The organism is Pseudazoarcus pumilus, from assembly GCF_002872475.1.
GTDB lineage: Bacteria > Pseudomonadota > Gammaproteobacteria > Burkholderiales > Rhodocyclaceae > Pseudazoarcus > Pseudazoarcus pumilus.
The window spans coordinates 875,706-897,059 of record NZ_CP025682.1 but is presented as its reverse complement, the minus strand read 5'-3'; the positions used below and the strand labels follow the sequence as shown (position 1 = coordinate 897,059).

Sequence of the window (21,354 nt, the reverse complement as noted above, 5' to 3'; positions counted from 1 at the left end):
CCGGAAATCAATCCGGCGCAAGCGTACGCGCGATGACGAGATTTTCCACCCGCGTCGCACCGGCGCGGCGCAGACAGCGCGCGATCGCCTCCAGTGTCGCACCGGTGGTCATCACGTCGTCGATGACGAGCACCGCGCGGCCCGTCATGTCTTCGTCGCAGACGAAGGCGTCGCGCACGTTGCGGCGCCGCGCGCGGCCGGCGAGCGAGGCCTGGGGCGGGCCGTCGCCGATGCGACGCAGCGCATGTGGCAACAGGGGCAGAGCCCATGCGCGGGCCAGCGGGCGCGCCAGCTCCACCGCCTGGTTGAATCCGCGCTCACGCAGCGCACGCGCATGCATGGGCACGGCCACCATGCAGTCGAGCGCTGGCGGCGGCCACGCATTGATGGCGAGGCGGCTAAAATACGCGGCAAGCCCGAGTCGGGCACGATACTTGAGCGCCTGCACCAGACGGTCGGCCGGAAACGCGTAGGCGAGCAAGGCGTGGCTCGCATCGAAGGCCGGCACGCGACGCAGGCAGCGCCCGCAGTGTCCGCCCGGCGAGGGCAGCGCGCATTGCGGGCATCGGGTCGGCGGCAGCCGCGGCAGCTCGTCGCCGCACGCCTCGCACACCGGCGCGCCGCCACTCGCGCCGCCGCACAGCAGGCAGCGTTGCGGCATGCTCGCAGCGATTGCCTCGCGCAGCGTGCGGGTCAGCGGTTTGACAAGGCTCGGAGCCATCACGGAAGATGCGCGACTCGCGCGAACACGGCAAAGGATTACGGAAATGACAACGGGCTTGGCAGAACAGGGTAGCGCAAAGGCCGGCGGCCGGGGCGAGACGAGCGAGCGCTGGACGACGGCGGCCGTCGCGGCGCTGTTCGAGCGCCCCTTCATGGATCTGGTGTTCGAGGCCCAGCGCGTGCATCGCGAACACTTTGCGCCGAACGCGGTGCAGCGTTCGACGCTGCTGTCGATCAAGACCGGCGGCTGCTCGGAGGACTGCGGCTACTGCTCGCAATCGGCGCGCTACGACACCGGCCTGGAGAAGGAGCGCCTGATGCCGCTGACCGAGGTGCTCGAGCACGCGCGTGCAGCCAAGGCCAACGGCGCCTCGCGCTTTTGCATGGGCGCGGCCTGGCGCGGCCCCAAGGAGCGCGACCTGGAGCCGGTGCTGGAGATGGTGCGCGAGGTCAAGAAGCTCGGACTGGAGACCTGCGTCACGCTGGGCATGCTGCGCGACGGCCAGGCCGAGCGCCTGCGCGAAGCCGGCCTGGACTACTACAACCACAACATCGACACCGCGCCCGAGTTCTACGGCCAGGTGATCACCACGCACACCATGAACGATCGCCTCGACACCATCGGCAAGGTGCGCGAGGCCGGCATCCACGTGTGCTGCGGCGGCATCGTCGGCATGGGCGAAGGACGACGCGGACGCGCGGCGATGATCGCGCAACTGGCGAACATGGCCCCGCCGCCCGAATCGGTGCCGATCAACGACCTGGTGCCCATTCCCGGCACGCCGCTGGCCGGCGCCGAGGACATCGACGCCTTCGAGTTCGTGCGCACCATCGCGGCCGCGCGCATCACCATGCCGACCAGCGTGGTACGCCTGTCGGCCGGCCGCCAGCAGATGAGCGACGAGACGCAGGCACTGTGCTTTCTGGCCGGCGCCAATTCGATCTTCTACGGCGATCGCCTGCTCACCACCGACAATCCCGAAGCCGATCGCGACGAACGCCTGTTCCAGCGCCTCGGCCTCGAGGCGGTCTAGATACGCTCTGCGCGGGCTTCACAGCCCGCGCTTTTCCCGCATGCATCCCGCACCGGTCTGGCTGTTCGATCTGGACAACACGCTGCACAACGCCAGCGCCCACGTCTTTCCGCACATCAACCGCGGCATGATCGCGTATCTGGCGCAACACCTGGACGTCGACGAGGACACGGCCAATGCGCTGCGCCTCGATTACTGGCGACGCTACGGCGCGACGCTGACCGGTCTGATGCGCCATCACGGCACGGACCCGGCCCATTTCCTCGCCGAGACCCACCGCTTCGAGCGCCTGCACGAGATGCTGGTATTCGACCGCGCGCTAGCCGCGATGCTGCGCCGCCTGCCGGGGCGCAAGATCGTGTTTTCCAACGGCCCGCAGCACTACGTGGATGCGGTAGTGCGCGCGATGGGCATCCGGCGTCATTTCGACGACGTCTTCGCGGTCGAGCGCATGCGCTTCGAGCCCAAGCCCGGCGTGCACGCCTTCCGCCGCCTGCTGCGCGAACACCGTCTGCGCCCGCAGCGTTGCGTGATGGTGGAGGATTCGGCGCTCAACCTGCGCACGGCCAAGCGCCTGGGCATGAAGACCGTGCTGGTCGGCTCACTGCCGCGCCGCCCCGCCTACGCGGACCTGCGCATCTCGTCGGTGCTGGAACTGCGCCGGGCGTGGAGCCGGCTGTTCGCCTAGCCCTCGCGCAGCCAGCGCGCCGCATCGAGCGCGAAATAGGTCAGGATGCCGTCGGCACCGGCGCGTTTGAAGGCCAGCAGCGCCTCGAGCACGCAGTCACGCTCGGCCAGCCAGCCGTTGGCCGCGGCCGCCTTGAGCATCGCGTACTCGCCACTGACCTGGTAGGCATAGGTCGGCACACCCAGCTCGGTCTTCACGCGGCGCACGATGTCCAGATACGGCATGCCGGGCTTGACCATGAACATGTCCGCGCCCTCGGACACGTCGAGCGCGACCTCGCGCACGGCCTCGTCGGAGTTGGCCGGGTCCATCTGGTAGGTCCGCTTGTCGCCCTTGCCCAGATTGCCGGCCGAGCCCACCGCGTCACGGAACGGGCCATAGAAGCTCGACGCGTACTTGGCCGAATAGGCCAGGATGCGCGTATGGATGAAGCCTTCGGCGTCGAGCGTGGCGCGGATGCGCGCCACGCGACCGTCCATCATGTCCGACGGCGCGACCACGTCCGCTCCGGCATGCGCGTGCGACAGCGCCTGGCGTGCGAGCGCCTCCAGCGTCTCGTCGTTCATCACGTAGCCCCGCGGATCCGTCGGGTCGATCAGCCCGTCCTGGCCGTGACTGGTGTAGGGGTCGAGCGCGACGTCGGTGATCACGCCCAGCTCCGGGCAGGCCTGCTTGAGCGCGCGCACCGCGCGTTGCACCAGCCCGTCCGGGTTCCATGCCTCCTCGGCGCCCGGCGTCTTGCCCGCCGGATCGATCACCGGAAACAGCGCCAGCGCCGGCACGCCCAGTTCCAGCGCCTGCTTCGCCACACCCAGCAGCAGGTCGATGGATACACGTTCGACGCCGGGCATGGACGCGACACGCTCGGTGCGCCCTTCCCCGTCGAGCACGAAGACCGGGTAGATCAGGTCGTCCGCGCTCAGGCGGTGTTCGCGCATCAGGCGACGCGAGAACTCGTCGCGGCGCATCCGGCGCATGCGGGTGGCGGGGAATGCGGGATTTGGCGGCATCGGCAACTCCTTGAAACAAAACAGCTTCACATGCAAGCCCGGGCAAGCTTGAAGACGGGGAACCTTGACCCACGATGCGCACTCTGAACACCCGGATGCGCAACAGCCATCCCCCGCTTCCCTCCCTGAGCGGGAGCCTTCCGAGGAAGGCGTTCGCCCCGGACTGATCCCCTCAGGCCCGGGGCTTTTCTTTTTCGTCGCCGGCCATGTCCAGCCCCAACCAGCGGCCGACCACCTGCTCGACCTCGTCGCCACCGGTCTTGGCCAGGCTGGAGAACAACTGCACCGACACCTGATCGCCCATGTCGGCGAGTTCGCGTCGCACCAGCGCCAGCGCGGCCGCCGCCTGGTTGCGCGAGAGCTTGTCGGACTTGGTCAGCAGGATGTGGATGGGACGCCCGCTGGGCGCGAACCAGCCGATCATCTGGCGATCCAGCGGGGTGAGCGGATGGCGCGAATCCATGATCAGCACCAGGCCGACCAGATTCTCGCGGCGCTTCAGATAATGTTCGAGCAGGCCCTGCCACTGCCGACGCACGTCCGGTGGCACCTTGGCGTAGCCGTAGCCGGGCAGATCAACCAGCGCGGCGCCGCAGTTCAGGCGAAAGAAATTGATCAGCTGCGTGCGCCCCGGCGTCTTGGACACGAAGGCCAGGCGCGTGTGTCCGGCGAGCGTGTTGATCGCGCTGGATTTGCCGGCATTGGAGCGCCCCGCGAACGCGACTTCGGCGCCGTTCGGAGGCGGCAGACCGGAGGCCTTGGCGATGGAGATTTCGAAACGCGCGTTGCGGAAGATGGGCATTGGGCAGGGGACGCGGCGAGCGCCCCGGGTTCGGATTCATTCGGGGCTTCGCTCAGACCCGGCGACTTCATATAGAATACAGCGTTTGCGAAAACGCTCACAGCTTTCCGAGGACTTTCAGAGGACACCCATGATCAAGCGTTCCCTTTTGCTTTCGCTGCTTCTGGTCGCTGGCGGCCTGCAGGCCCAGGACCGGACCCCGGATCTCGAAAAGGGCAAGCAAATCGCCGCAGGTGTGTGCGCCGGCTGTCACGGCGCGGACGGCAACAGCGCGATTGCCGACAACCCCAAGCTCGCCGGCCAGATTCCGGAATACCTCTACAAGCAGTTGCGCAACTTCGCCTCGATCGACGGCGCCGACCCGGCACGGCCGAACGCGATCATGGGACCGATGGTCGCGGCGCTGTCCGACGAGGACATGCAGGACGTCGCCCACTTCTATGCGGCGCAGGAAGCGGAGCCGAGCGTGGCCGAGGAAAACGAAAATGTCGAGCAGGGCCGCAACATCTGGCGCGCCGGCATCGTCGCCAAGGGCGTACCCGCCTGTGCCGCCTGTCACGGCCCGGCCGGCAGCGGCATGCCCGCGCAGTATCCGGGCATCGCCGGTCAACACACCAAGTACACGCTGACCCAGCTGCAGGCCTTCCGCGAGGGCGAGCGTGCCAACGATCCGGCGCAAATGATGCGCATGATCGCGCTCAAGATGACCGACAAGGAAATGGCTGCCGTCGCCAATTACGCGGCCGGCCTGCGTCACATCGACGACTGATTGGCGAGGGCTGAGGGTCAGGGAGGCTGGAACCTCTGCGAAAGCACGCCAATCCAAAGCCCTCCCTTGCGATCGATCCGGAATGGCGGCTGCGGCCGCCATTCTTGCGTCTAGCCGCGCCGCCCGCGCGCCAGCCGCGCGATCTCGCCCGGCGAAAAGCCCGCTTTGAGCCGCGCCGTCTCGTGCAGCGGCGGTTGCGGCCAGGGCGCATCGAAATCGCCCATCAGGGCCAGATAGGTCGCTTCCGGCTCGAGCCCGCGCTCGGCGCACAGCGCGCGAAACCAGCGATCGCCGAGTGCGACATGGCCGATCTCGTCGCGCAGGATGATGTCGAGGATGGCGATCGTATCCGCGTCGCCGATGCGACGCAGCCTGTCCATGATCAGCGGCGTGGCGTCCAGCCCGCGCGCCTCGAGCACGCGCGGCACCAGCGCCATGCGCGCGAGCGCATCGTCGGCGGTACGGCGTGCCATCTCCCACAGCCCGTCGTGCGCCGGAAAGTCGCCGTAGTCGTAACCGAGCCGGCGCAGACGATCGCGCAGCAGCGTGAAGTGATGCGCCTCCTCGGCCGCGACCTGCAGCCAGCCGTCGTGGAATTGCTGCGGAAAGGAACGAAAACGCGCCACACAGTCGAGCGCGAGGTTGATCGCATTGAACTCGATATGAGCGATCGCATGCACCAGCGCGGCATGCCCCTCGGGCGTCGAGGGCTTGCGCGAACGCAGGGCCGAGGGCGCGACCAGCAACGGACGCGCTGGCCGACCCGGCGCAAGCGGCGGCCGCATGTCGTCGGCACCGGGCACGATGCGCAACTCGCCCGCAAGCCAGCGTTCGCGCAACCACGACGTGCGCGCACACTTGCGCTGCGCGTCGCACAGCGCCAGCACGTCGGCCGCGGCCAGATGGATCGAATCGTTCATCGGCGCGATTGTAGACCGGGTGCGGGCTGCAGACGCCGGACCATTCGGCGATAATGAAGACCAACTGGACTTGAAGCTGGAAGCACGATGAATCCCTTGCCCGAAGACATGCTGTCCATCGAGGACGCCCGTCGCGCCATTCTCGAACGCATCACGCCGGTGGGCGCGCACGAATGCGTGCAGGTACGCGATGCCCTCGGTCGCGTCCTGGCCAAGGACGTGATCGCGCCGTGCAACGTGCCCGCGCACGACAACTCGGCGATGGACGGTTACGCCGTTCGTTTCGATGATCTGCCATCCGCAGGTGAAGCCCGCCTGAACGTGGTCGGCACGGCCTTTGCCGGTCAGCCCTTCTCCGGCCAGATCGGCCCCGGCCAGGCGGTGCGCATCATGACGGGTGCGCCCATCCCGGCCGGTGCCGACACCGTGCTGGCGCAGGAGACCACGCGCAGCGAAGAGCGCTCGGTGTTCGTCGGCGGCGGCCACCGCCGCGGCCAGAACCTGCGTCGCGCCGGCGAGGATCTGGCCGTCGACGGCGTCGCGCTGCCGGCCGGCAAGCGCTGCGGCCCGGCCGAACTGGGGCTGATCGCCTCGCTGGGCATCGCCGAGGTGACGGTGCACCGGCGCCTGCGCGTGGCCTTCTTCTCGACCGGCGACGAACTGGCCTCGATCGGCCACCCCCTCGCCCCCGGCCAGATCTACGACAGCAACCGCTACACGCTCTACGGCGCGCTCACGCGGCTGGGCTGCGAACTGCTCGACATGGGCGTGATTCCCGACGAACCGGCGAAGATCGAGGCCGCTTTCCGTGCCGCTGCCGACAACGCCGACGTGATTCTCACCAGCGGCGGCGTATCGGTGGGCGAAGCCGACTTCATCCGTGAACTGGTCAATCGCCTGGGCGAGGTCTCGTTCTGGCAGATCGCCATCAAGCCCGGCCGGCCGATGGCTTTCGGTCGCGTCGGCAATGCCTGGATGTTCGGCCTGCCCGGCAACCCGGTGGCGGTGATGGTGACCTTTCACGCCTTCGTGCGCGATGCCCTGCTCGCGCTGCAGGGGATTGCGCCGCTGCCACCGGCGCCGAGCTTCGACGCCGTGTGCGGCGTCGATCTGCGCAAGCGCCCCGGGCGGCGGGAGTACGTGCGTGCCCGCTTCGAATGGCGCGACGGCGCACCGCATGTGGCGCCGGTGGGCAGCCAGGGCTCGGGGGTGCTCAAGTCGATGTCGGAGGCCAATTGCTTCATCGTGCTCGCGCACCAGTGCGACGGCGTGAGCGCCGGCGAGCGCGTCGCGGTGCAGCCCTTCGAAGGCCTGATGTGAGGGATGCGATGAACCAGGACGAACTCAAGCGCGCGGCCGCGCTGGCCGCGCTGGCGCATGTCGTGCGCGGTGCGGTAGTCGGTGTGGGCACCGGCTCGACGGTCAATCACTTCATCGATGGCCTGGCCACGATGCGCGGGGAGATCGCCGGCGCGGTGTCCAGTTCCGAGGCGAGCACGCAACGGCTCAGCGCGCTGGGCATCCCCGTGTTCGCGCTCGACGAGGTCGAGTCGATTCCGGTGTATGTGGACGGCGCCGACGAGATCGACGGTAGCTTCAACATGATCAAGGGCGGTGGCGGCGCGCTCACGCGCGAGAAGATCGTCGCCGCAGTGGCCGAGCGTTTCGTGTGCATCTGCGACGCGTCCAAGCGCGTCGAGCGTCTGGGGCATTTCCCGCTGCCGGTCGAGGTCGTGCCGATGGCGCGCGCCCATGTCGCGCGCCAGCTCGCGAAGCTGGGCGGGCGCGTCGTCGAGCGCGCGGACTTCGTCACCGACAACGGCAACCTGATCCTCGACGTACATGATCTGACGATCGACGACCCGGTCGCGCTCGAAAGCGAAGTCGATCATATTGCCGGCGTCGTCACCAACGGACTGTTCGCACGTCGAGGTGCCGACGTGCTGCTGCTGGCCACGCCACAGGGCGTGCGCAGCCTCGCGCGCGGTGACTGAAACAATACCGTCACATCACGCTGTTAGTCTGCGGGGCACTGACCGAGGAAGCCGTACATGATGAACAAGCACACCTTCAGCCGCTTCGACGAGGATCTGGACGAGTTGCGCCGCCGCGTCGTGCTGATGGGACAGGACGTCTGCCAGCAGGTACGCGACGCAATGCGCGGCCTGGTCGACCGCGATCGCGAACTGGTCGAACGCGTCATCCTGCGCGACAAGCAGGTCAACCGCGAGGAAATCGATCTCGACGAGCGTTGCGTACAAGTCATCGTGCGACACGCACTGGCGGCCTCCGACCTGCGCCTGATCACGACGACCATGCAGATGATCACCGATCTGGAACGCGTCGGCGACGAGGCCAAGAAGATGGCCAAGGCGGCACGCCAGATCGTCGCCGCCGAGCCGTCCAGCGTGCCGGACTTCGACCTGCGCGCGGTCGCCGAACGGGTCGCCTCGATGCTCGAGCGCGCGCTCGACGCCTACGTGCGCGGTGACATCACCGCCGCACCGCAGCTCGCGCGCGAGGACAAGGACGTCGACGCCGTGACCAAGAGCGTGATGGCCGATCTGGCGCAAACCATGATGGCCTCGCCCGACAAGGTCCTGCGCGCCATCGACGCGCTGTCCATCGCCAAGGCGATCGAGCGCGTCGGCGACCATGCGACCAACGTCGCCGAGTACGTGGTGTTCATGTCGCGCGGGCGCGACGTGCGCCACGAGACCATCGAGGAACTCGAGAAGGCCGTTCGCCCCGCGGAGTAATCCCGCACCCTACGCAAAAAAGGGCAACCCGCGGGTTGCCCTTTTTTCGTGTGCCCGGCCGCTCAGGCGGACGGTGGCACGTAGCCCTCGACCTGATCAGCGCCACCGCCGAAGAAATGGCGCTCCATCTGCTCGGCCAGATACTTGCGCGCCTTCGCATCCATCAGGTTGAGGCGGTTCTCGTTGATCAGCATGGTCTGGTACTGCACCCATTGCTGCCAGGCCTCCTTCGAGACGTTCTCGAAGATGCGCTTGCCGAGATCGCCCGGCACCGGGGGGCGCTCCAGACCTTCGGCCTCGCGGCCGAGCTTGACGCATTGAACCATGCGGGTCATGACTTACCTCTCGCGAACGTTGGTGCCGGGCATTCTAGCAGCCCTTCGCGCCACGGGCCGCACACACCCAACGTCCGGTCACAAGCTTTTCACGAACACCTTGGAACGGCGCTGATAATTGTACAGTTCGCGCTTCTGGCGCGGCAGCATGTCCGGGCCGGCCTCGACGAAGCCGCGCTCGCGGAACCAGTGCGCGGTGCGCGTGGTGAGGATGAACAGCCGGCTCAGGCCCATCGCGCGGGCGCGCCTCTCGAGACGCCTGAGCAACTGGTCGCCGAGGCCGGCGCGACGGTAATCGTGCGCGACCGCCAGACAGGCCAACTCGGCCGAGCCCTCGTCACCGAACGGATACAGGGCTGCGCAGCCGACCAGCACGCCGTCGTGCTCGACCAGCGTGAAGCGCTCGACCTCCTGTTCGAGCAACTCGCGCCCGCGGCGCACCAGCGAGCCGTCGGCCTCCATCGGCGTGATCAGCGCGACCAGCGCGCCGACGTCGTCGAAGGTCGCCTCGCGCATGCGAAACAGCGGATCGCGCGTGACGATGGTGCCCACGCCGGCGTGCGTGAAGAACTCCAGCAACAGCCCGCCGTCCTTGTCGTGGTCGATCAGGTGCACGCGCCCCACGCCCTTGCGCACCGCGCGCACCGCGCCCGGCAGGTACAGATGCAGATCCTCGGTGAGTCCCTCGCCGGCGTCGAACATGCGCTGCGCCTGGTCGCCGGTGACTGACTCGATCACGCGCCCGTCCTCATCGAGCAGGCCTGGCGCGTCGCACAGATAGACCAGCTTCTCGGCCTTGAGCGCGACGGCCACCGCCTCGGCCACGTCTTCCATGCTCAGGTTGAAGATCTCGCCAGCCGGCGACAGGCCCAGCGGCGTGATCAGCACGACGTTCTGCTGGTCGAGATCAGCGCAGATCTCGTCATCGATGATCTTGCGCACCGCGCCGGTGAACTGATAGTCGACGCCGTCGACCACGCCCACCGGGCGCGCAGTGATGAAGTTGCCGCCGGTCACGCGGATGTGCGCACCGGCCATCGGCGTGTTCGGCAAGCCCTGCGAGAGCAGTGCCTCGACCTCGACGCGGGTCACCGACATCGCCGACTTGACGCACTCGAGCGCCGCCGCGTCGGTCACGCGCAGGCCGTGGTGGAACTGCGGCTCGAGCCCGCGCCGCGCCATCTCGGCGTCGATCTGCGGACGCGCGCCATGCACCAGCACCAGGCGGATGCCCAGCGCGGCGAGCAGGTTGCAGTCGTAGGCGAAGCGCTGCGCGCGATCGTGGTCGGCGACGACCTCGCCACCGAAGGCAATCACGAAGGTCTTGTTGCGAAAAGCGTGGACATAGGGCGCGGCCCCGCGCACCCAGGCGACGAACTGGGCAGCGGTCTCGTCGGCGGTGCTCACACGCGCCTCCGGGGGGGGTTGCGATTCGCGGCTCAAGACAGATCCCCGTTGAAATCCTCGCTGCATTCTAGCGGATGACGCACGCTTGGCCCGCCGCGTTCACAAATCGCCCCACAGGGCCTGCATCGAGGCAAGCACCGCCAGCCCCGCCGTCTCGGTGCGCAGCACGCGCGGCCCCATGCGCAGCGCGCGCGCCCCGGCGGCACGACAGGCCGCCAGCTCGAGCTCGTCGAATCCCCCCTCGGGACCGATCAGCAGATGGCGGGCACGCTGCGGCGCCCCCAGCGACGTCAGCGGCTCGCCCGCGTGCGGATCGAGAATGACGAACTCGACCGCGTCACGCCCAGCGCTCAAATGCACGGCCAGATCGACGATGTCGCCGATCTCGGGCACGCGATTGCGACCGCACTGCTCACAGGCCGCCACCGCCACCTGCCGCCAGTGGGCGACGCGCTTGGCGGCACGCTCGCCGGAGAGCCTCAGCACGCTGCGCGCGGCGCGCACCGGCACGATGCGCGAGGCCCCCAGCTCCACTGCTTTCTGCATCACCCAGTCCATCTTGTCGGCGCTCGCCAGCGCCTGCACCAGCACCAGTTCGAGCGGCGACTCGCGCACCGGCTCGCTCCAGGCGCCAAGTTCGGCGAAGGCGCGCTTGCCGCGCACGACGAGTCGCGCGGCCACTTCGCGGCCGGTTCCGTCGAAGAGCACCAGCGGCGCGTCGTCGGGCAGGCGCAGCACGCGCAGGGCATGATGCGAAACCGGCTCCGGGAGCGGAATCTCGCCGCTCTCGGGGAGCGGCTCGGGGCAGAAGAAGCGAGATACCATCATGCTAGTATATGGCTTCGACACCACCCTGCGGGGAGCCCATGACCACCCCCTCGCACCGTCTCGCCCGCGCCCGCGCGCTCGAGTCCCTGGTGCGCGATGTGGCGCGCGACGTCATTCTGCCGCGCCATCTGCGCACGGCACGCAACCGCAAGTCCGACGGCACGCTGTTTACCGAAGCCGATCTCGAATCGCAGAATACCTTCGAGCGCGAACTGCCGGCCCTGCTCGCCGGCCCGGTGCTTGGCGAGGAAATGACGCCCGAAGCCCAGCAGCGCATGTGGGACGAAGGCCGTAGCGGCCTGTGGTGCATCGACCCGATCGACGGCACGACGAACTTTCTCAACGGCATCCCGTTCTTCGCGGTTTCGGTCGCCTATCTCGTCGATCACGAGCCGCGCTTCGGCGTGGTCTACAACCCGGTCACGGACGAATCCTTCTACGCCGCGAAGGGCTCCGGCGCGTGGCTCAACGGCACGCAGTTGCCACTGCGCCCGCCCGCCAAACGGCTCTCGGAAGCGGTCGCCGGCGTCGACTTCAAGCGTGTCGCCCCTGCCCTGGGCGACGAGCTGGCGCACCGCCCGCCGTACTATTCGCAGCGCAACTTCGGCTCCAGCGCGCTCGAATGGTGTTTCGTTGCCACCGGCCGGCTCGACGTCTACCTGCACGGCGGTCAGATGTTGTGGGACCATGCCGCCGGGCAACTCATCCTGGACGAGGCGGGCGGTGTCGGCGCGGCGCTCGACGGCGGCCCGCTGATGGAGGGTCCGGGCCGCAAGCGCGCGGTCATCGCCGCGGCCAACCACAGCCTGTTCGACGAATGGCGCGCGTGGATCGACGCACGAACGCCCTAGCCGCGCCCTGAAGGCGGCCGCGCCCACTTCGACGGAGCCCCCCATGTCAGCCAAACATCCCATCATCGCGGTCACCGGCTCGTCCGGCGCCGGCACGACGACCGTCAAGGACACCTTCGAGCGCATCTTCGATCGCGAGAATGTCAACGCGGCGATCGTCGAGGGCGACAGCTTCCACCGCTACACGCGCGACGAGATGAAGCACAAGATCGACGAGGCCGAGGCCGGCGGCACGCGCGGCATCAGTCACTTCGGCCCCGACGCCAACCTGCTCGACGAGCTCGAGGCGCTGTTTCGCGGCTACGGGGAATCGGGCATCGGTCGCAAGCGCGTCTACATCCACAACGAGGAACAGTCGGTGCGCTGGAACCTGCCGATGGGCACCTTCACCGAATGGGAAGACCTGCCGGTAGGCACCGACTGCCTGTTCTACGAAGGGCTGCACGGCGGCTTCGTCTCCGGACACATCGACATCGCCCGCCACGCCGACCTGCTCATCGGCGTCGCCCCGACGATCAACCTCGAATGGCTGCAGAAGCTGCACCGCGACACCCATGTGCGCGGCTACTCGGCCGAGGCCGTGCAGGACACCATCCTGCGTCGCATGCACGACTACGTGCACTACATCGTCCCGCAGTTCGCGCGCACCCACATCAACTTCCAGCGCGTGCCGGTGGTCGACACTTCCAACCCCTTCATCGCGCGCGACGTGCCCTCGCTGTCCGAGTCGATGGTGGTGATCCGCTTCTCCAACCCGCGCGGCATCGACTTCCCCTACCTGCTCAGCATGATCGCCGGCTCGTTCATGTCGCGCGCCAACACCATCGTGATCGAGGGCGGCAAGCTCGACCTGGCCATGCAGCTCATCCTCACGCCGCTGATCTGGAAGCTGATGGAGGCCAAGCGCAAGGCCATGTGAGGCGAACCCGATATCTCCCGCAAGCCGGCCCGCCCTACCGCAAAGCAGCATTTTCAGCCATAATTTCGGCCTTTTCCATCAAACGCATACGGCCCGCCCCATGTCTTCTGAGCGCAACGTCAAGCCGCCCGTGTTCAACCCGGTGACCGGAGCGATCCGCGCCCTCGCGATGGATGCGGTGCAGAAAGCCAAGTCCGGCCACCCGGGCGCGCCCATGGGCATGGCCGAGATCGCCGAAGTCGTGTGGCGTCGCCATCTGCGACACAACCCGGCCAACCCGCAGTGGGCCGACCGCGACCGTTTCGTGCTCTCCAACGGCCACGGCTCGATGCTCCTGTACGCACTGCTGCACCTGACCGGCTACGACCTGCCGATCGAAGAGCTGAAGAACTTCCGCCAGCTCCACAGCAAGACCCCCGGCCACCCCGAATACGGCTACGCACCGGGCGTGGAGACCACCACCGGCCCGCTCGGCCAGGGCCTGGCCAACGCGGTCGGCATGGCCATCGCGGAGAAGCTGCTGGCTGACGAGTTCAACCGCCCCGGCCACGACATCGTCGACCACCGCAGCTTCGTCTTTCTCGGCGACGGCTGCCTGATGGAAGGCATCTCGCACGAGGCCTGCTCGCTGGCCGGCACGCTGGGCCTGGGCAAGCTGGTGGCCTTCTACGACGACAACGCCATTTCCATCGACGGTGACGTCGAAGGCTGGTTCACCGATGACACGCCGCGCCGTTTCGAAGCCTACGGATGGCAGGTCATCCGCGACGTGCAGGGCCACGACTCCGACGCCGTCGACGCGGCCGTGCACGAGGCGCTGGCCGATGCCACGCGCCCCACGCTGATCTGCTGCAAGACGGTGATCGGCGCCGGCGCCCCCAACAAGCAGGGCGGCCACGACGTGCACGGCGCGCCGCTGGGCGACGCCGAAATCGCTGCAGTTCGCGAGCACATCGGCTGGGACCACCCGCCGTTCGAGATCCCGACCGAGATCTACGCCGCCTGGGACGCGACCGCCGCCGGCGCGGCGCGCGAGGCGCAGTGGAACGCGCAGTTCGAGGCCTATCGCGCCGAACATCCGGCGCTGGCCGCAGAGTTCGAGCGACGCATCGCCGGCCGTCTGCCCGAGGACTGGAACGCGCACGTCGCCAGCACGCTGCAGGCGATCGTCGCCAAGGCCGAGACCATCGCCACGCGCAAGGCCAGCCAGAACGCGATCGAGGCCTTCGCGCCCAAGCTGCCCGAACTGCTCGGCGGCTCGGCGGATCTGGCCGGCTCCAACCTCACGCTGTGGTCGGGCGCGCGCGGCGTCACCAAGGACACCGGCGGCAACTACATCTACTACGGCGTGCGCGAGTTCGGCATGTCGGCCATCGCCAACGGCATCAGTCTGCACGGCGGCCTGATTCCCTACACCGCCACCTTCCTGATGTTCAGCGAGTACGCGCGCAACGCGCTGCGCATGGCTGCGCTGATGAAGCTGCGTCAGGTCTTCGTCTACACGCATGACTCCATCGGGCTGGGCGAGGACGGCCCCACCCACCAACCGGTCGAGCAGGCTGCCACGCTGCGCCTGATTCCCAACATGGACGTGTGGCGTCCGTGCGACACGGTGGAATCTGCCGTGGCCTGGGCGCATGCCATCGAGCGTGCCGACGGTCCGTCCGCGCTGCTGTTCTCGCGCCAGAACCTGCCCTTCCAGACGCGCAGCGAGGCGCAGGTCGCCGATATTCGCCGTGGTGGCTACGTACTGTCCGAGGCCGCAGGTGGTGCGCCGCGTGCGGTGATCATCGCCACCGGTTCGGAAGTCGCGCTGGCCATGGCCGCGCAGAAGCAGCTGGCGGACGCCGGCATGCCGGTGCGCGTGGTGTCGATGCCCTCGACCAACGTCTTCGACCGCCAGGACGCGGCATGGCAGACCGCCGTGTTGCCGGCCGGCGTGCCGCGCGTCGCGGTCGAGGCCGGCGTCACCGACGGTTGGTACAAGTATGTCGGGCTCGACGGCGCGGTGGTCGGGCTGGATCGCTTCGGCGAATCGGCGCCGGCCGGCGACCTGTTCAAGTACTTCGGCTTCACCGCCGAGGCCGTCGTCGAGGCCGTCCGACGCGTCACCGCCTGAACCCGCAGATGCCCGCCCGGCCGCGTGTCGGGCACCCCGTTCCAGCAAGGAGAAGCCCCGGATGAGCATCAAAGTCGCGATCAATGGCTATGGCCGCATCGGCCGCTGTACGCTGCGTGCGCTGTACGAACTGGGCCTGCGCGATCGCTTCGAGATCGTTGCGATCAACGCCTCGGGCGACATCGCCACCAACGCCCACCTGACCAAGTACGACACCACCCACGGACGCTTCGGCTTCCCGGTGGACACCGACGGCGAATCCGCCATCATCGTCGACGGTGACCGCATCCCGTTCTTCTCCACCAAGGATCCGCGTGGCGTCGACTGGGGCGCGCTGGGTGTGGACGTGTTGCTCGAATGCACCGGCGCCTACACCAGCAAGGCCAAGGCGCAGGTACTGCTCGAACAGGGCGCGAAGAAGGTGCTGATCTCGGCGCCGGGCGGCGGCGACGTCGACGCCACCATCTGCTACGGTGTCAATCACGACATCGTCACGCCCGACATGACGGTGGTGTCGAATGCCTCGTGCACCACCAACTGTCTCGCGCCGGTGGCCAAGGTGCTGCAGGACGCCATCGGCATCGACAAGGGCCTGATGACCACCATCCACGCCTTCACCAACGACCAGGTGCTGGTCGACGTGCGCCACAAGGACTTGCGCCGCGCGCGCGCGGCCGCGCACAACATCATCCCCACCAAGACCGGCGCGGCCAAGGCCGTCGGCCTGGTGCTGCCCGCGCTCAAGGGCAAGTTCGACGGCTTCGCCCTGCGCGTGCCGACCATGAACGTCTCGCTCGTGGATCTGACCTTCACCGCAAGTCGCGACACCTCGGCCGAGGAGATCAACGCGCTGATGAAGGAAGCCTCGCGCGGCGCCCTCAAGGGCATCCTCGCCTACAACGAGGACGCACTGGTGTCGTCGGATTTCAACCACGACACGCATTCGTCGGTGTTCGACGCCACGCAGACGCGAGTGATGGGAGGCAATCTGGTCAAGGTGCTGGCCTGGTACGACAACGAATGGGGCTACTCCTGCCGCATGCTCGACGCCGCAGGCGTGCTCGCCGAGGCCGGCGCATGAGGGTCAATCAGCTCAGCGACTTCGATCTGGCGGGCAAGCGCGTCTTCATCCGCTCTGACCTGAACGTGCCGCAGGACGAGGCCGGCAACATCGTCGAGGACACGCGCATCCGCGCCTCCATCCCGTCCATCCAGCACTGCCTGGATCAGGGCGCGGCGGTGATGGTCACTTCCCACCTGGGCCGCCCCACCGAGGGCGAGGTGCGCGCCGAGGACACCCTCACCCCGATCGCAGTGCGCATGGGCCAGTTGCTGGGCCACCCGGTGCGCCTGATCACCGACTGGATCGACGGCGGTTTCGAGGTCGCGCCGGGCGAAATCGTGCTGCTCGAGAACTGCCGTTGCAACGTCGGCGAACGTCACGACGACGAGCAACTCGCGCGCAAGATGGCGAAGCTGTGCGACGTGTACGTAAACGACGCCTTCGGCACCGCCCACCGAGCCGAAGCGACCACGCATGCCATGGCGCGCTTCGCGCCGATCGCTTGTGCCGGCCTGCTCATGGGTGCCGAGATCGAAGCGCTCACGCGCGCCACGGAAAACCCCAAGCGCCCGCTGGTGGCGATTGTCGGCGGTGCCAAGGTGTCCACCAAGCTGACCATCCTCAAGACCCTGGCAGACAAGGTCGACCAGCTCATCGTCGGTGGCGGCATCGCCAACACCTTCCTGCTCGCCTCGGGCAAGCGCATCGGCGAATCGCTCGCCGAACCGGAGCTTGTCAAGGAAGCGCAGGCCATCATGGACATGATGCGCGAGCGTGGCGCCGAGGTGCCGCTGCCGGTGGACGTGGTCGTCGCCGACGAGGTGTCGATGCTTGCGCGCGCCAACCGCATTCCGGTGTGCGACGTCGGCACACACGACCGCATCCTCGACGTCGGGCCGAAGAGCGCGGCGCGGCTTGCCGACATCATCGCGCATGCCGGCACCATCGTCTGGAACGGTCCGGTCGGCGTGTTCGAATACGACCAGTTCGCCGGCGGCACCAAGATGATGGCCTCGGCCATCGCGCACTCGGAAGCCTTCACCATCGCCGGCGGCGGCGACACGCTGGCCGCCATTGCCAAGTTCGGCATTGCCGACAACATCGACTACATCTCGACCGGTGGCGGCGCCTTCCTGGAATTCCTCGAAGGCAAGACGCTGCCGGCCATCGCCGCGCTCGAAGAGCGCTGCGGGACGCACTGAGCGTCCGCCGCGCGGTGTGGCAAGAGCCATCACCGCGCGGGTAGAATTTCCCGATCAGAACAAGCGACACGCACCCACCGTGCGCGTCCCAACGGAGAAGCACCATGGCACTCGTCTCGATGCGACAGCTCCTCGACCATGCCGCCGAGCACGGCTACGGTCTGCCCGCGTTCAACGTCAACAACCTGGAACAGGTCCAGGCCATCATGGAAGCCGCGGCCGAATGCGACAGCCCGGTCATCATGCAGGCCTCGGCCGGTGCGCGCCGCTACGCCGGTGAACCCTTCCTGCGCCATCTGATCGATGCCGCGGTCGAGTCCTACCCGGACATCCCGCTGGTCATGCACCAGGACCACGGCCAGAGTCCGGCCGTGTGCATGGCGGCGATCCGCTCGGGCTTCACCAGCGTGATGATGGACGGATCGCTGTTCGAGGACGGCAAGACGCCTTCGGACTATGACTACAACGTCGCCGTGTCGCGTGAAGTCGTGAAGTTCGCCCACGCCATCGGTGTCACCGTGGAAGCCGAACTGGGCTGCCTGGGTTCCCTCGAGACCGGCATGGCCGGCGAGGAAGACGGCATCGGCGCCGAGGGCAAGCTCGACCACAGCGCCCTGCTGACCGACCCCGAGCAGGCCGCCGACTTCGTCAAGCAGACCGACTGCGACGCGCTGGCGATCGCCATCGGCACCAGCCACGGCGCCTACAAATTCACGCGCAAGCCCACCGGCGACATCCTGTCGATCGAGCGCATCAAGCAGATCCACGCGCGCATCCCCAACACCCACCTGGTGATGCACGGCTCCTCCAGCGTGCCGCAGGAACTGCTGGCGATCATCCGCCAGTACGGCGGCGACATGAAGGAGACCTATGGCGTGCCGGTCGAGGAAATCCAGACCGCCATCAAGTTCGGCGTGCGCAAGATCAACATCGACACCGACATCCGCCTGGCGATGACCGGCGCGGTGCGCAAGTTCCTGTTCGAGAACCCCTCCAAGTTCGATCCGCGCGAATTCAACAAGCCCGCGCGCGAGGCGGCCAAGTTCGTCTGCAAGGCGCGCTTCGAGGCCTTCGGCAGCGCCGGCATGGCCAGCCGCATCAAGGTCGTTCCGCTCGACCGGATGGCCCAGCGCTACAAGGCCGGCGAGCTGACGCAGGTCGTCAAGTAAGTCGTGGTCCAGGGCGTGCCCTGCTGATGGCGATGCATGTCTTCGCCTACGGCACGCTGATGTGTCACGACATCCTGTCGGTCGCGGCGGGCGCCATCCCGCCGCCGTCCGAACCGGCCGTACTGTCCGGCTTTTCTCGCCACCCGGTCGCCGGTGAGGACTACCCTGGCATCCGACGCTGCGTCGATGCTCGGGTATCCGGTCTGCTCTACCGGGAGTTCGACGTCGCAGCGATCGCGCGGCTCGACATCTTCGAAGGTCCTCAATACCAGCGCGAGAGCGTCACCGTGACACTCGCGGACGGCCGCCGTGAGCTGGCCCAGGTCTGGGTGTTTCGCGAGGCCTTCGCGCATCTGCTCGAAGACGGCGACTGGGATTTCGACACTTTCGTGCGCGAGCGCCAGGAACGCTTCCGGCGCTGCTACACGGGCTTCCAGCGCCGCTGAGCGCCGGAGAGCCCCCGGGCCGCCATGTTAAAATCCGCCCTCGCCGGCCCCGCAGCGGGCCGCCATTGCCGGAACTTCCCCAAAGGAGTGCCCGTTGAACACCCCCTCCGCCATCGTGCGCACGCTGCGCGCGCTCTGCCTTCTCGCCTTACTGATCCTTCCCGCCGCGGCCATTGCACAGTCCGACGAACAGCCGAGCGCCACACCCAATGAACAACTGGCCGAACTGCTCGAGAACGAGAGCACGCGCCAGGCGCTGATCGAACAGTTGCGCCGCACGGCCGACGAATCTCCCGCCGTGGCCGAGGCCGCGCAGGCGGACGGCCCGAGCCTGCCGCAACGCATCGCCGGGCTCACGCAGTCGATCGCCGAACGCACCGTGGCCGACGCCAACGCCGCGTTGCTCGCGCTCAACGACGCGCGCACGCGCCTGGCCGGCGACGGCGCCATGCGCTTCATGACCCAACTGGCGATCTTCGCGGCATTCGCGGCCAGCGTGCTGGTGGTGTTCTGGCTGCTCGGCCGCATCGCACAGGGGCTGTACGCGCGGCTGGACCGCCGGGCGCACGCCGATGATCCGGCCTTCGCACTGATGCGTCGCGGCGGCGCGATCGTCGCGGCCATCGGCGTGCATCTGGCTACCGTCGTGCTGGCCTGGCTGGCAGGCTACGCGATCGCGCTGTTCGTGCTCGGCGACGACGGCGGCATGCGCCGTCAGGAATCGCTCTTCCTGAATGCCTTCCTGATCGTCGAGGGCGTGCGCGTGTTGATCGGCACGCTGCTGTCCAATCGCCACGCGAACCTGCGCCTGGTGCCCGCCGACAGCGAGGAAGCCGCCTACTGGAGCGCCTGGGCCTCGCGCATGACCTGGTTCCTGGGCTATGGCCTGATGCTCGTGGTGCCGGCGGCCGCCGCCTTCATCGCACCCGAGGTCGGCCGCATCCTCGCCATCCTCGTCATGGTGCTGGCCTGGCTCAAGGCCACGGTCATCGTCATGCAGAACCGCGCACGCGTACGCGCCGCACTCGACCGCCTCGCGAGCCGCATGCACAGCGGCTTCGCCCGCGTCGCCCTGAGCATGGGCGGGCGCGTCTGGCATGTGTTCGCCGTCACCTACTTGGCCGCACTGATCATCATCGCCGTGTTCTATCGCGAAGAAGCGCTGGGCTTCATGCTCTCGGCGACGATGCGCACCGTCATCGCGATTCTCGCCGGCATCGTGATCTCGGCCCTGCTCACCGCGATCATCCTGCGCCGCATCCGCCTGCCCGAAGAGACGCGCGCGCGCTTCCCGCTGCTCGAAGACCGGCTCAACGCCTACGTGCCCGGCGCGCTCAAGCTCACGCGCTTCGCCATCCTCGCCATCGTGCTGGCCTTCATCCTCGACGCCTGGACGAGCTTCGACCTGGGCGTCTGGGCGGCATCGGACGCCGGCATGACGACCCTCGGCAAGATCGTGACGGTGGCCATCATCATCACGCTGGCGCTGGCCGCGTGGCTGCTCGCGGCAAGCTGGATCGAGTACCGGCTCAACCCGGACGCGAACGGCGCAGAGGCCACCCCGCGCGTGCGAACCCTGCTGACGATCTTCCGCAACGCGGTGGCAATCACGCTGATCGTGCTCACGACCATGGTGGTGCTGGCCGAGATCGGCGTGAACATCGCGCCGCTCATCGCCGGCGCCGGCGTGCTCGGCCTGGCCATCGGCTTCGGCGCGCAGAAGCTCGTGCAGGACGTCATCACCGGCGTGTTCATCCAGCTCGAGGGGGCGATCAACGTGGGCGATCTGGTCACCGCCGGCGGCACCACCGGCACGGTCGAGAAGCTCACCATCCGCTCGCTGGGCATGCGCGACCTCTCCGGCGTGTATCACCTGCTGCCGTTCTCGTCGGTGGATACGGTGTCCAACTTCATGCGCGGCTTCGGCTATCACGTCGGCGAATACGGCGTGGCCTACCGCGAGGACACGGACGTGGTGATCGAACACCTCAAGGCGGCCTTCGAGGAACTTCGCCAGGACCCGGAGCACAGCCCCAACATCCTCGGCGACCTCGAGGTGCATGGCGTGACCGCCCTGGCCGACAGTTCGGTCAACGTACGCGTGCGCATCAAGGCCGTCGCCGGCACGCAGTTCGGCGTGGGGCGCGCCTACAATCGCCTGGTCAAGCGCCACTTCGACGCGGCCGGCATCGAGATCCCGTTCCCGCACATGACGCTCTACTTCGGCGAGGACAAGCAGGGCAAGGCACCGCCGGCCAATCTGCGCCTTCTCGACGGCCGCGAGGATGCGCCCGGCGACCCGGCGTGAGG

Annotated in this window: 21 protein-coding genes; 14 read left to right on the top strand and 7 right to left on the bottom strand. The window is 67.9% G+C overall.

The window, feature by feature from the left end:
- Nucleotides 1-7: 7 nt before the first annotated feature.
- Nucleotides 8-721 (bottom strand): ComF family protein, encoded by a 714-nt coding sequence (locus tag C0099_RS04285; RefSeq protein WP_102246298.1) that lies wholly within the window; start codon nt 719-721, stop codon nt 8-10.
- Between the two features lie 46 nt (nt 722-767).
- Between C0099_RS04285 and bioB the strand changes: the two genes are divergently transcribed.
- Together bioB and C0099_RS04275 are read left to right on the top strand one after the other, a co-directional pair.
- Nucleotides 768-1,757 (top strand): biotin synthase BioB, encoded by a 990-nt coding sequence (bioB, locus tag C0099_RS04280; protein ID WP_102246297.1) that lies wholly within the window; start codon nt 768-770, stop codon nt 1,755-1,757.
- A gap of 40 nt (nt 1,758-1,797) precedes the next feature.
- On the top strand, nt 1,798-2,445 hold the full coding sequence (locus C0099_RS04275) for a pyrimidine 5'-nucleotidase (protein ID WP_102246296.1): 648 nt from the start codon (nt 1,798-1,800) through the stop codon (nt 2,443-2,445).
- Here C0099_RS04275 and hemB read toward each other — a convergent pair.
- Entirely contained in the window at nt 2,442-3,455 is a 1,014-nt protein-coding gene (hemB, locus tag C0099_RS04270) for a porphobilinogen synthase (RefSeq protein WP_102246295.1), read from the bottom strand. The genes C0099_RS04275 and hemB overlap by 4 nt on opposite strands.
- Before the next feature lie 172 nt (nt 3,456-3,627).
- Nucleotides 3,628-4,257, bottom strand: a complete 630-nt coding sequence (yihA, locus tag C0099_RS04265) for a ribosome biogenesis GTP-binding protein YihA/YsxC (RefSeq protein WP_102246294.1) — start codon at nt 4,255-4,257, stop codon at nt 3,628-3,630.
- A gap of 130 nt (nt 4,258-4,387) precedes the next feature.
- Here yihA and C0099_RS04260 point away from each other — a divergent pair, with 130 nt between their 5' ends.
- The gene (locus C0099_RS04260; protein WP_102246293.1) at nt 4,388-5,026 is read left to right on the top strand and encodes a c-type cytochrome; all 639 of its coding nucleotides are present in this window, start codon (nt 4,388-4,390) and stop codon (nt 5,024-5,026) included.
- A gap of 110 nt (nt 5,027-5,136) precedes the next feature.
- Here C0099_RS04260 and C0099_RS04255 read toward each other — a convergent pair whose 3' ends face one another.
- Nucleotides 5,137-5,946, bottom strand: a complete 810-nt coding sequence (locus tag C0099_RS04255; protein WP_102246292.1) for a ferritin-like domain-containing protein — start codon at nt 5,944-5,946, stop codon at nt 5,137-5,139.
- 87 nt (nt 5,947-6,033) lie between these two features.
- On the opposite strand from C0099_RS04255, the gene moeA reads away from it, so the two are divergent.
- From moeA to phoU, 3 genes are read left to right on the top strand one after another with little or no spacing between them, the layout of a single operon-like run.
- The gene (moeA, locus tag C0099_RS04250) at nt 6,034-7,266 is read left to right on the top strand and encodes a molybdopterin molybdotransferase MoeA (RefSeq protein WP_102246291.1); all 1,233 of its coding nucleotides are present in this window, start codon (nt 6,034-6,036) and stop codon (nt 7,264-7,266) included.
- 8 nt (nt 7,267-7,274) lie between these two features.
- Nucleotides 7,275-7,940 carry a ribose-5-phosphate isomerase RpiA gene (gene rpiA, locus C0099_RS04245; protein ID WP_102246290.1) on the top strand — a complete coding sequence of 222 codons (666 nt, stop codon included), beginning with the start codon at nt 7,275-7,277 and terminating at the stop codon, nt 7,938-7,940.
- 57 nt (nt 7,941-7,997) lie between these two features.
- Entirely contained in the window at nt 7,998-8,705 is a 708-nt protein-coding gene (gene phoU / locus C0099_RS04240) for a phosphate signaling complex protein PhoU (protein WP_228151650.1), read from the top strand.
- Nucleotides 8,706-8,767: 62 nt separating this feature from the next.
- Here the strand turns inward: phoU and C0099_RS04235 are convergent, their stop codons facing one another.
- The 3 genes from C0099_RS04235 to C0099_RS04225 all read right to left on the bottom strand — a co-directional run bounded on the left by C0099_RS04235 (nt 8,768) and on the right by C0099_RS04225 (nt 11,272).
- The gene (locus tag C0099_RS04235; protein ID WP_102246289.1) at nt 8,768-9,040 is read right to left on the bottom strand and encodes an oxidative damage protection protein; all 273 of its coding nucleotides are present in this window, start codon (nt 9,038-9,040) and stop codon (nt 8,768-8,770) included.
- 78 nt (nt 9,041-9,118) lie between these two features.
- Nucleotides 9,119-10,447 (bottom strand): amino-acid N-acetyltransferase, encoded by a 1,329-nt coding sequence (gene argA, locus C0099_RS04230; RefSeq protein ID WP_228151649.1) that lies wholly within the window; start codon nt 10,445-10,447, stop codon nt 9,119-9,121.
- Between the two features lie 99 nt (nt 10,448-10,546).
- Entirely contained in the window at nt 10,547-11,272 is a 726-nt protein-coding gene (locus tag C0099_RS04225) for a 16S rRNA (uracil(1498)-N(3))-methyltransferase (RefSeq protein ID WP_102248375.1), read from the bottom strand.
- Nucleotides 11,273-11,313: 41 nt separating this feature from the next.
- On the opposite strand from C0099_RS04225, the gene C0099_RS04220 reads away from it, so the two are divergent.
- The 8 genes from C0099_RS04220 (at nt 11,314) to C0099_RS04185 (ending at nt 21,352) form a co-directional block, all read left to right on the top strand.
- Nucleotides 11,314-12,126: an inositol monophosphatase family protein gene (locus tag C0099_RS04220; protein WP_102246287.1), complete on the top strand. Its 813-nt coding sequence runs from the start codon at nt 11,314-11,316 to the stop codon at nt 12,124-12,126.
- Between the two features lie 43 nt (nt 12,127-12,169).
- On the top strand, nt 12,170-13,045 hold the full coding sequence (locus tag C0099_RS04215) for a phosphoribulokinase (RefSeq protein WP_102246286.1): 876 nt from the start codon (nt 12,170-12,172) through the stop codon (nt 13,043-13,045).
- A 100-nt stretch (nt 13,046-13,145) separates the two neighbouring features.
- Nucleotides 13,146-15,164, top strand: a complete 2,019-nt coding sequence (tkt, locus tag C0099_RS04210; RefSeq protein WP_102246285.1) for a transketolase — start codon at nt 13,146-13,148, stop codon at nt 15,162-15,164.
- A gap of 61 nt (nt 15,165-15,225) precedes the next feature.
- A complete protein-coding gene (gap, locus tag C0099_RS04205; RefSeq protein ID WP_102246284.1) occupies nt 15,226-16,245 on the top strand; it encodes a type I glyceraldehyde-3-phosphate dehydrogenase in 1,020 nt (339 codons plus the stop codon).
- A complete protein-coding gene (locus tag C0099_RS04200) occupies nt 16,242-17,429 on the top strand; it encodes a phosphoglycerate kinase (RefSeq protein ID WP_102246283.1) in 1,188 nt (395 codons plus the stop codon). Before gap ends, C0099_RS04200 begins: the two co-directional genes overlap by 4 nt.
- A 104-nt stretch (nt 17,430-17,533) precedes the next feature.
- Entirely contained in the window at nt 17,534-18,598 is a 1,065-nt protein-coding gene (gene fba / locus C0099_RS04195; RefSeq protein ID WP_102246282.1) for a class II fructose-bisphosphate aldolase, read from the top strand.
- 26 nt (nt 18,599-18,624) lie between these two features.
- A complete protein-coding gene (locus tag C0099_RS04190; protein WP_102246281.1) occupies nt 18,625-19,044 on the top strand; it encodes a gamma-glutamylcyclotransferase family protein in 420 nt (139 codons plus the stop codon).
- Between the two features lie 94 nt (nt 19,045-19,138).
- A complete protein-coding gene (locus C0099_RS04185; RefSeq protein ID WP_102246280.1) occupies nt 19,139-21,352 on the top strand; it encodes a mechanosensitive ion channel domain-containing protein in 2,214 nt (737 codons plus the stop codon).
- Nucleotides 21,353-21,354: the final 2 nt, after the last annotated feature.

Bases quoted from the DNA above. Each gene is read 5' to 3' on its own strand.
- C0099_RS04190 (WP_102246281.1), top strand. From the start codon at position 18,625: ATGGCGATGCATGTCTTCGCCTACGGCACGCTGATGTGTCACGACATC.
- bioB (WP_102246297.1), top strand. From the start codon at position 768: ATGACAACGGGCTTGGCAGAACAGGGTAGCGCAAAGGCCGGCGGCCGG.
- moeA (WP_102246291.1), top strand. From the start codon at position 6,034: ATGAATCCCTTGCCCGAAGACATGCTGTCCATCGAGGACGCCCGTCGC.
- hemB (WP_102246295.1), bottom strand. From the start codon at position 3,455: ATGCCGCCAAATCCCGCATTCCCCGCCACCCGCATGCGCCGGATGCGC.
- C0099_RS04215 (WP_102246286.1), top strand. From the start codon at position 12,170: ATGTCAGCCAAACATCCCATCATCGCGGTCACCGGCTCGTCCGGCGCC.
- tkt (WP_102246285.1), top strand. From the start codon at position 13,146: ATGTCTTCTGAGCGCAACGTCAAGCCGCCCGTGTTCAACCCGGTGACC.
- C0099_RS04285 (WP_102246298.1), bottom strand. From the start codon at position 721: ATGGCTCCGAGCCTTGTCAAACCGCTGACCCGCACGCTGCGCGAGGCA.
- C0099_RS04225 (WP_102248375.1), bottom strand. From the start codon at position 11,272: ATGGTATCTCGCTTCTTCTGCCCCGAGCCGCTCCCCGAGAGCGGCGAG.
- C0099_RS04200 (WP_102246283.1), top strand. From the start codon at position 16,242: ATGAGGGTCAATCAGCTCAGCGACTTCGATCTGGCGGGCAAGCGCGTC.
- gap (WP_102246284.1), top strand. From the start codon at position 15,226: ATGAGCATCAAAGTCGCGATCAATGGCTATGGCCGCATCGGCCGCTGT.
- rpiA (WP_102246290.1), top strand. From the start codon at position 7,275: ATGAACCAGGACGAACTCAAGCGCGCGGCCGCGCTGGCCGCGCTGGCG.
- C0099_RS04255 (WP_102246292.1), bottom strand. From the start codon at position 5,946: ATGAACGATTCGATCCATCTGGCCGCGGCCGACGTGCTGGCGCTGTGC.
- C0099_RS04220 (WP_102246287.1), top strand. From the start codon at position 11,314: ATGACCACCCCCTCGCACCGTCTCGCCCGCGCCCGCGCGCTCGAGTCC.
- yihA (WP_102246294.1), bottom strand. From the start codon at position 4,257: ATGCCCATCTTCCGCAACGCGCGTTTCGAAATCTCCATCGCCAAGGCC.
- C0099_RS04275 (WP_102246296.1), top strand. From the start codon at position 1,798: ATGCATCCCGCACCGGTCTGGCTGTTCGATCTGGACAACACGCTGCAC.
- fba (WP_102246282.1), top strand. From the start codon at position 17,534: ATGGCACTCGTCTCGATGCGACAGCTCCTCGACCATGCCGCCGAGCAC.
- C0099_RS04235 (WP_102246289.1), bottom strand. From the start codon at position 9,040: ATGACCCGCATGGTTCAATGCGTCAAGCTCGGCCGCGAGGCCGAAGGT.
- C0099_RS04260 (WP_102246293.1), top strand. From the start codon at position 4,388: ATGATCAAGCGTTCCCTTTTGCTTTCGCTGCTTCTGGTCGCTGGCGGC.
- phoU (WP_228151650.1), top strand. From the start codon at position 7,998: ATGATGAACAAGCACACCTTCAGCCGCTTCGACGAGGATCTGGACGAG.